This window comes from Rhodococcus sp. P3_B8, assembly GCF_056402775.1.
The window spans coordinates 1-8,446 of sequence record NZ_JBFUGT010000283.1 but is presented as its reverse complement, the minus strand read 5'-3'; the positions used below and the strand labels follow the sequence as shown (position 1 = coordinate 8,446).

Here is an 8,446-nt window from a genome sequence, read left to right as displayed (position 1 = left end):
GCGCAGGGCCGAGTGGCCGTCTCGATCTGACATCGGGACAGTTCGAGTTGCAGGTCCGCGCCGAGCGTCCGCCCGACCTTGGCGACCTCGGTGTTGCCCAGGAACGGTGTACCCGTGTGCGGGTGGACGAGGATGAACTCCTCCTCCACCCCGATCGTCGGGGCCGAGCCGGGCAGGAGTGAGCGCACCGGCTCGGTGTTGGGCTGTATCGCCACCATCTCGCTCCTGCCTGAGGACCCGACCACCTTGCTGTGAATCACCGATTCCCCGCGCCTCCACTACCCGAAACCGGCCGCCCGGCTGCGCTGTGGGCACCCACCCTTGCACGCCGGATACGTTGTGGGACAGAGCCGTACCGTCACCAAAAATTGGTGCTCACCTCCGGTTGATCCCGATCCCGAAGAACGGCGGGGAGTGCGATGATGAAGCATGCGCCGCCATCGATGGCCGGCACTCGCGCCGCCCGGGGTCTTCGCAAAGCGGTGCGTCCAACTCCTCGCGGTTTCCAGGAGCTCCGTGGGCGGTCCGCTCAGTTTCCGCCGCGGCCGTTCCCGCGGCCGCCATTGCCGTGGCCGGCGTTCGCGTTTGCGTTGCCGTTGCCCTGGTTGCTGTTCCCGCCGCCGTTGCCCGCCCCTGTGATCGGCTGGTTGTCGCCGGTGGTGTGGTCCGGGACGACCGTCTCTGGTGCCGGGGCGACCGGTTCGGGGCGGATCGTCATCGTCGGCGGCGGCGCTACCGGGACGGGGCTGGGGCTCGGGGTGGAAGCGGGCGTCGGGAGGACCGAGGGCGACCCTGCGGTGCTGTCCTCGTCCTGCGACGCGATGGCCAGTGCCGCCGTCGCGATCGCGACCAGCACCGCTGCGACCGCGGCGACGATCACCCCGGCACCGGGAGATCGGCGAGGCTGTGCGGGCGCAGGCGGGGGATCAGCGGCGGCCGGGACGGGGCCGATCACCCGGGTTGTGGGCGGCGAAATTGGGTGCGGATTCGTGAGGGCGTTGCGCATCTGGGCCGCGCTGGCGAACCGGTGCTCAGGGTCGCGGCGGAGGGCGCGCTCGATCACGGCGATCAGCGCCGGGTCGAGGTAGGGGCGCACCGCGGCGAGCGGCCGGTACTGACCGTTGACGATCGCGCGGGCCAGCGACAGGATCGTGTCCCCGAGGTAGGGGCGGTGTCCGGCGAGGGCCTCGTAGCCGACAACAGCGACCGCGTGGAGGTCGTCGGTCACCGTGGCGGGGTGTCCGGTGATCCGGTCGGGGCTCAGGTAGGCGACGGTGCCGAGGACCTCCCCGGCGGTGGTGTGGTCGGTGTCGGCTCGCTTGGCGATGCCGAAGTCGGTGACCTTCACGGCGCCGTCGGCGTCGAACAGGATGTTGCCCGGTTTGATGTCCCGGTGCAGGATTCCCGCCGCGTGTGCGGCCCCCAGGGCGTCGAGGGTCTGGGTGAGAACGGTCCGAGCTCGGGGGGCGGGGAGCGGGCCGGCGAGGAGCTCGTCGAGCAGGGTCCGCCCGGGCAGGCGTTCCATCACGATGTACGGGGCACCGTGGTCGTCGCCGCTGTCGTGGACGGCGACGACGTTCGGGTGGTTCAGYGTCGCGGCSAGGCGCGCCTCGKACTCGAAACGCCGCCGGGTYTGCGGTACCGASGCCATYTCCGGGCGCAGCACCTTCACCGCGACCGCCCGGGCCAGGCGCTGATCCCACCCGTCGTACACCTCGGCCATTGCGCCCCGGCCCAGCACCTCCCGTAATTCGTACCGACCTGCGAGAACCATCGACACCGACATACGATTCACGCTAACGGGCGCGGCCCGCCGGTCGGCGATCACGACGCAGACCTGCAGGTACTCGTCCGTCGGCTACCCCTGCCGGGCGCCCAGACGAGGGATCGCGAACGCGAGCAGTTCGCCTGACTCCGCCCTACTAGGAGCTCTTGAAGAGGGAGTTCTTCGTCGAGGAAGCCGGCACGACCTCGAGCCGCTGTAGCTCTGCACCGGCACCGGTGACGTCACCGTCAGCTTGGTCGAGTAGTTGCAGGCCTTTCTCAACTGCGCGCCAGTCCGCTGACAGATCGAAATATCCCAGGAGGTCAACGACCTCGGCGACCCACCGTTTCGCGCCGCGTCTGTCACGTCGCAGCTGGGCGTAGTAGGTCACCATGGCGTCGCTCACCGACTTCTTGCGCTGCCCCCACTTCTCGCCCTTCCGGGCCGCCTCACTGGCCAGTTGCCACAGCTGTGCAACGTCGACGTGCCGATCCAGCACCGGTTCCCTCACACCTGGCACAGTAGCGATCCAACAGGACAGGTGATAGCGACCCCGCTGCATGTAGCCGATCGGCTATCGGCACAGCGCTGGCGCACCCCGAGGCGGGCAGTCGGAGCAAGATCGAATCGAACCCGGCAAATATCGGCGGCTTGCACACCGAACCCGTACGGGTTTGGTCATGTCGTATGACCGAGAATCCGAGAACCCGCGCGGGTCTGACGATCGGCGAGACGGTGATGTTGCATCCACAAGGCATCTCGAAGTTCAAAATCCTCAGCATCGACGAGGACGACCATGCACTCATCGAGTCTCCACTGGACAGCCCAGGTTGTGCATAGTCGGTCTATGACCGCAGTATCGCCGATGCTCGTCCCGAAAGTGGATCGGCGGATTCTGGCGGTCATCGCAACAGCAGTCGTTCCATCTCTTCGATGGGTGTGCGAAATTCTAGCCGTTTCCGGGGGCGCTCATTGAGTTGCCGTGAGACCCACTCCAGGTCCGCTTTCGAGTGCACACTCAGGTCCGAACCTTTGGGGAAGTACTGACGGAGAATGCCGTTCGTATTCTCGTTGGTCCCGCGCTGCCAGGGTGCGTGTGGATCACAGAAGTAGATGTCGATGCCGGTGGCCGCGCTGACGCTCTTCCAGTCCCGCATCTCCGAACCTTGGTCCCACGTCAGGGTCCGGCGCAGGCTCGTGGGCAGCGTCTCGAGCTGTTCGGTCAACGCGGGCGCGGTCTGCTCGGGCTTGTATCCGTCGGGCAGATGAACGAGCATGACGGTGCCGGTCGAACGTTCGACGAGTGTGCCGATCGCGCTCAGATTCCGTTTGCCGACAATGAGATCACACTCCCAATGTCCCGGTACTGCACGGTCTTTCACGTCTTTGGGGCGGTCCGCAATGTTGGCCATGTCGGGGATCCGATTCTTGCGCTGGCCGGCCTTCCGACTGGGTCGGCGCAGCCCACGTCCGGTCCGCAACGATCGAGTGAGGGTGTGTTCGAGTCCGCCGCGGGAGGGTTGGTAGAGCGATTGGTAGATGGTCTCGGTGCTCACCCGCATCTGTGGATCGTCGGGGAAATCGAGTCGGAGTCGGCCCGCGATCTGCTCGGGTGAATGGCGCTCGGTCAGGGATTTCTCCACTGTCTCACGTAGCGACGGATTGGTGGCGAGCTTGGACGGTTTGGGCCGCGAGGCCCGATGGTAGGCGGCTGCGTGAGCCGATCTGGCTCGGTACCGCCCGGACGGCTCACGGTTCCGGGCGATCTCGCGTGAGATCGTCGACGGACTCCGGTTCAGGGCTTTCGCGATGTCACGAAGCGTGTGACCTGCGGCGATGCCTATGGCGATCTCTTCCCGTTCCGCGAACGTCAAACACCGGCCCTTGAGGTTGCGGCCACGCCGGGGACGCACCCCACCACAGTCCGCAAGCCACCGAGCACCCTGTTTGCGATACGAGCCGGCCGCCTCGGCCGCGCCCGTGATGAACTCACCCGCCGCCATCCCCGACCAGAACGTCTGAAAGATCTCCGGAACCATCCGATGAGAATATTTCGCCATGTGCAACACCCTTTGATCAGTGGTGTTGCGATCACCGCACGAACCCAAGGATCCTCTATCGGTCCGTTCGACCGCTGTGATGGAGAGGATCCTCTAACCGGGCACTGACGAGTGCTACCGCGCTCTTCGCGAGAAACGCGAGCACGACGGCCGCCGAAGCCCACCGGTGCCGGGCCTGGGACTCACCGTCGGCGTGGACGGCACCGGAGCTGCTCGCCGGTCATACGCCGAGGCGCGCGGTGATCCGGCCGTCGTCGATCGCATTTTGTAGCGCTGTGTGGTCGCGTTCGTTCTGGTCGGCGTAGGTCTCGGCGAATGCGGTCAGCGCTTTGTCGAAATCGTCGTCCGAACCGAGGTACTCGGCGATGGCGAATCGGTCGCCGGTGCGGGCGTGCGCATACGCGAGCACCCGGGCGCACAACCGGCCGTACATCGCCATGGTGTCGGGATTCATGGCTTCGATGACGGCGGAGCCCTTGCCATCGCGGAGTTGGCGGACGTAGTAGTCCCGCACGGTGCCGTTGGCGTCGGGTCCCTGCTGCCAGCCGAGGAAGATGTCGCTCGCGGCCTGCATCAGGCGTTGCCCGGTCACGACGCGTTCGCCCTGATTCGTGAACGCCGTGCCGTCGACGTACTTTTCGAGGACCGACGGCCCTGCCTCCTTGGCCTGCAGGAACAGGGGGTCGGCGCCGGGGCCGCGGAGCAGGACGATCCAGGCCCGGGTGCCGACGCTGCCCACCCCGACGACTTTCCGTGCCGTTTGGACGTACTCGAATCGATCGAACAGGAGACGGCGGGCGGATTGCAGGGTGTCGCGGTAGTCGCGTAGTCGCCGGATCATCTCCCGGTCGAGTTGTTCGGCTTCGGTGTCGGTGAAGAGCTCCTCGATCGGCACGATCAGTGGCGGTGTACTCACGATCCGCGGCTGCCCGTCCACCAGGGTGGTGAGTTTGGACAGCGCCTGCACGCTGTCGCGGCCGCGGGATTTGTCGATCGTCTTGCGGACGCGTTTGCGGGTCGAGGAGTCCAGGACGTCGCGGTACTCATCCAACTGCGCGGCGGCGTCGATGTGGGAGTACCAGACCGCAAGCTCGCCACGTTCGGCCTGGTACGACATGGTTTCGCGGTATTCGGCGGCGCAGGCGCGGGCGATCCGTTTGCGCTGTTTCCGGCTGAACCCGTTGACGCGCCCGGCGACGGCGAGGCTCGCGACGAGTCGTTTGACGTCCCATTCGAACGGGCCGGGATAGGTTTCGTCGAAGTCGTTGACATCGAAGGCGAGTGTGCGTTCGGGTGTGGCGAAGAGTCCGAAGTTGCTCAGGTGGGCGTCCCCGCAGAGTTGGGTGTGTAGGCCGGTGGGCGGGGCGTGGGAGAGGTCGTCGGCCATCACCAGGGCGGAGCCGCGGTAGAACGCGAACGGTGACTCGGCCATCCGCCCGTACCGGATGGGGACGAGGTCGGGGACCCGGGCGGCCGCCTGGGATTCGAGCAGGCCGATCGGGTCCCGGCCTGGGGCGGGTGCGTGTTCGGCGAGGGCGTCGAACGGGATCCGGGCCCGTACCGTGTCGCCGTGTTCGATCCGTGCCGCCCGGGTCGGACGGTTGGGCGCACCGGCGGGTGATGGATCGGGGAATGGGTCTCGTTCTGTCATGGCGTGGTCCCTCGGGTGGCCTTCGTCCGCGGATCAGGGGGTGGTCGGGATGACCACGGCTCCCATCGGACCGGCCTTACCATCTTGCGGGACTGGCACGCCCGCTGCTGGAAAATTGCGCAGCAGCCACGCCAGGACGAGTAGCAGCAGCATCGCGGCACCTCTTGGCCCGGCACGCTCGTCGTCAGGCGCGGCGCCACACTCAGCACGACTGACCACATCGGGCGATTCGGTTCGCGATGTACCCACACCTCCGGGCGGTGCTGTGTGCAGCAGAACGATGCTGGTGGCGAACAGGGCACCGAAGACGACCCCGGCGGCCGCCGCGGCGCGCGGCGCCCGCAACCGGGGGAACTCGGCCGCACCCGGGGTCTCGGCCATATGACCAATCCTCGCCGAAGTCCGGCCGCGGTCGAGTGGTTTTCTATCTCGATGACGTCGACCGGGCGTGTTTCCGGCACGGGTCATTCAGGCCGAAACCCCGACGTAGCATCACATGCATGACTGAGGACCCGGTCCCTCCGCTCGACGCTCGTCACACGGACCTGGGGGTGCGCCGGCTCGCCGCCATTGCGGTGGCGACCTCGCTCATCGTGTGGTGGCCGGCCTTCACGCTGGGTGTGTACCACGCGATCTTCTTCGAACAGATTTTTGGGCTCTGGGCGGTGGCGACAACGGCGTTCGTCGTCGGTGTGCTCATGCTCGGACGGCGGGCGCAGCCCGCCGTGTACTCGCTTCTGCTCCCGTCGGTCTGGATATTGTTGACGTGGCTGACCCCCGCCGATACCACCAGCCTCGACTACGACCTGGGCTACGACGTCCTGTTCTGGCTGGGCGTCGCGGTGACCGTCGCGGGGATCCCTACGATGGTCACCATCGTCCTCGTCATGCTCGTTCCGGGCGTGGAGTCGGTGCGCGGACGCGACACAGCGGTGGCGGTTGCAGCTATCGTGCTCGTCCTCGTTCTGTCCTTCACCCTGGGCACCCAGCACCGCCGCCTACTGACCTGCGAAGACTTCAAGATCAGCGGCAACGACGTGCCCGCCGGGTGTGTGGCTCGGCATAATTTGACCCCCTGACGGGACCATCCCCACTTCGTGACCGGGATCGGTCCCGCAGCCCCGCCCGGTGATTGTCAATTCCCGGGCGCCCGGTGGGCGGTGAGATCCACCCCGGAGCACGCCACTCGTGCGCGATGCTCACACGGCGGCGTCACCATTGCGCCCATGCCTGAGCCATGGCGAATATGCGTGGCGAGGTCCAGTACAACCGGCTGCGGACGCCGCATTCCGCGGAGTCGCGGGCATCATCTTCGGTGCGCTCTTCGCCACCCGTCTCATCTGATGAGGATTCCGGCGACCAGGTTGATCGTTGTGGCGAGGATGACTGCGCCGAAGACGTAGGAGAGCAGGCAGTGTCGGAGTGCCACCGCTCGAATCTGCGTGCTGGAGACGTCGGTGTCGGATACCTGGTAGGTCATTCCGAGGTTGTAGCTGAAGTAGAAGAAGTCGCGAAACGCGGGCGGGGCGGTGGAGTTGAAATCGATTCCGCCCGTGGTTTTTTCAGGACCCGATCCCTGGTAGTACAGAAAGGCGTAGCGGGCTGCATACATCAGATGCAAGGAAGCCCACGCCAGGAACACCGCCAGCAGAGCCACGGCGGCCTGCACGGATCCCGCGGTGGATCCGCCGGCGATCTGGAGTGCGATGATGCCCCCGAGGCCTCCTGAACATGCTGTCACCACCGCCAATTCGTCGGCGACGGGGCGGAAGTCCTCGTGTCGGACGTTGCGGCGCGTGGTGGCCGCATCCATCGGCCACAGCACGAACCATCCGGACACGACGAACACGGCGGCCGCCGCCGCGATTCCGACGAGAGCACCGACCGGGGCGGTGGTCACCAGGGCGCCGAGGGCTCCCGCCGCGCCGCCGACGACCACCGCGGCGGCCAGTCTCGGAGTCGCGGAGGTGGGGAGCGGAGCACGCACCGTCTAGTCCTGCGTGGGCGGCGTCGCGGCCTTCGCGGTGTCGCCGGTGCGGAGATCGGATGAGCCGCCGCCTGCGGCGCTCTCCTGGGGCGAGCCCTCACCGGTTCCGTGATCGTCCTCGAGGTAGTCGAGCAGCTCGATCATCGGCGCATAGCTGCACGTCAGATATTTGCGGCCCAGGGTGGGGTGGTCGGTGGTGCGCAGGAATCGGTCCGCCTGCGCCTCGAACTCTTCGACGGTGATGTCGGCGAACGCCGTCAGCACCCCGACGGCGAACACCGTCACTCCGCTGTCGTCGCCGTGGTAGTGATCGACGAGGACGGAGTTGAACCAGTCGTAGTCGCGGGTGTAGGCGGCTTGCCACGGCTGCCGGGTGCGCAGAGCGGGATCCTGCTCCGCCGTCACCACGAGGCGCCGCACGATGAAGTCGAGCTGGATCGGTGTCGGCTTCTCGCACCACAGCGTTCCGTCGTTGTCGAAGTCGGCGATCCGCTCCTCGGCGGGGACGGTGTCGGTCACGCGCTGGACGAACTCGCGTATCGATTGTTTGCCGGCCCCGTCCCGCCAACTCGGCAGGGGGGCGCTGGCGGTGCCCGCACCCTTCCCGGCGGTGGCGGCGGTCCGCTGTTCTTCCGACATGGTTCGGCTCTCTGCTCCGTGGCCGCCACCCGGCCTCGAGGGCTGGGTGGCGGCGGTCGGTCGGTGGTGTTATTCGCGGGAGAGCATGGCGGCGGCTTCGCGTTCGAGGTCGACGTAGGGTTCGCCGCTGACGTCGACGGCCACCCGGTGCAGGGTGCCGCCGGTGAATGCCCACGGGGCGGTGCCGGGGTAGTCGTCGGTGACGGGTTCGCCGGTGTCGCGGCCGGCGGTGAGGCCCTCGCCGGCGATGCTGAACTTGCCGGGCTGGGTCTTGATCCTGCCCTCGCCGACCTTCCGGTCCCCGTAGTACAGGGTCAGGGTGCCGTGGGCGGTGCCGGGCGGGT

At 67.2% G+C, this 8,446-nt stretch carries 10 protein-coding genes and 1 pseudogene; 2 read left to right on the top strand and 9 right to left on the bottom strand.

The window, feature by feature from the left end:
- From AC1D1G_RS37360 to AC1D1G_RS37350, 3 genes are all read right to left on the bottom strand, one after another.
- Positions 1 to 218 (bottom strand): glutamate-cysteine ligase family protein (locus AC1D1G_RS37360; RefSeq protein WP_477956091.1); only part of this gene is annotated, 218 nt, incomplete at its 3' end.
- Positions 219 to 529: 311 nt separating this feature from the next.
- The gene (locus AC1D1G_RS37355) at positions 530 to 1,786 is read right to left on the bottom strand and encodes a serine/threonine-protein kinase (RefSeq protein ID WP_477956090.1); all 1,257 of its coding nucleotides are present in this window, start codon (positions 1,784 to 1,786) and stop codon (positions 530 to 532) included.
- 136 nt (positions 1,787 to 1,922) lie between these two features.
- Positions 1,923 to 2,285 (bottom strand): hypothetical protein, encoded by a 363-nt coding sequence (locus AC1D1G_RS37350; RefSeq protein ID WP_477956089.1) that lies wholly within the window; start codon positions 2,283 to 2,285, stop codon positions 1,923 to 1,925.
- Between the two features lie 167 nt (positions 2,286 to 2,452).
- Here AC1D1G_RS37350 and AC1D1G_RS37345 point away from each other — a divergent pair, with 167 nt between their 5' ends.
- On the top strand, positions 2,453 to 2,605 hold the full coding sequence (locus AC1D1G_RS37345) for a hypothetical protein (RefSeq protein WP_477956088.1): 153 nt from the start codon (positions 2,453 to 2,455) through the stop codon (positions 2,603 to 2,605).
- 62 nt (positions 2,606 to 2,667) lie between these two features.
- On the opposite strand, the gene AC1D1G_RS37340 is transcribed toward AC1D1G_RS37345, so the two are convergent.
- The 3 genes from AC1D1G_RS37340 to AC1D1G_RS37330 all read right to left on the bottom strand — a co-directional run bounded on the left by AC1D1G_RS37340 (position 2,668) and on the right by AC1D1G_RS37330 (position 5,857).
- A complete protein-coding gene (locus AC1D1G_RS37340) occupies positions 2,668 to 3,825 on the bottom strand; it encodes an IS30 family transposase (protein WP_477956087.1) in 1,158 nt (385 codons plus the stop codon).
- A 220-nt stretch (positions 3,826 to 4,045) separates the two neighbouring features.
- The gene (locus AC1D1G_RS37335; RefSeq protein ID WP_477956086.1) at positions 4,046 to 5,476 is read right to left on the bottom strand and encodes a DUF2252 domain-containing protein; all 1,431 of its coding nucleotides are present in this window, start codon (positions 5,474 to 5,476) and stop codon (positions 4,046 to 4,048) included.
- A gap of 33 nt (positions 5,477 to 5,509) precedes the next feature.
- Positions 5,510 to 5,857, bottom strand: a complete 348-nt coding sequence (locus AC1D1G_RS37330) for an MYXO-CTERM sorting domain-containing protein (protein WP_477956092.1) — start codon at positions 5,855 to 5,857, stop codon at positions 5,510 to 5,512.
- A gap of 119 nt (positions 5,858 to 5,976) precedes the next feature.
- On the opposite strand from AC1D1G_RS37330, the gene AC1D1G_RS37325 reads away from it, so the two are divergent.
- A complete protein-coding gene (locus tag AC1D1G_RS37325; RefSeq protein ID WP_477956085.1) occupies positions 5,977 to 6,555 on the top strand; it encodes a hypothetical protein in 579 nt (192 codons plus the stop codon).
- A gap of 257 nt (positions 6,556 to 6,812) precedes the next feature.
- Here AC1D1G_RS37325 and AC1D1G_RS37320 read toward each other — a convergent pair whose 3' ends face one another.
- The 3 genes and pseudogenes from AC1D1G_RS37320 to AC1D1G_RS37310 all read right to left on the bottom strand — a co-directional run.
- Positions 6,813 to 7,463: a DUF1345 domain-containing protein gene (locus tag AC1D1G_RS37320; protein ID WP_477956084.1), complete on the bottom strand. Its 651-nt coding sequence runs from the start codon at positions 7,461 to 7,463 to the stop codon at positions 6,813 to 6,815.
- Positions 7,464 to 7,466: 3 nt separating this feature from the next.
- The gene (locus AC1D1G_RS37315) at positions 7,467 to 8,102 is read right to left on the bottom strand and encodes a hypothetical protein (RefSeq protein ID WP_477956083.1); all 636 of its coding nucleotides are present in this window, start codon (positions 8,100 to 8,102) and stop codon (positions 7,467 to 7,469) included.
- 69 nt (positions 8,103 to 8,171) lie between these two features.
- Positions 8,172 to 8,446, bottom strand: a pseudogene (locus AC1D1G_RS37310) (arylsulfatase); the annotation flags it as partial.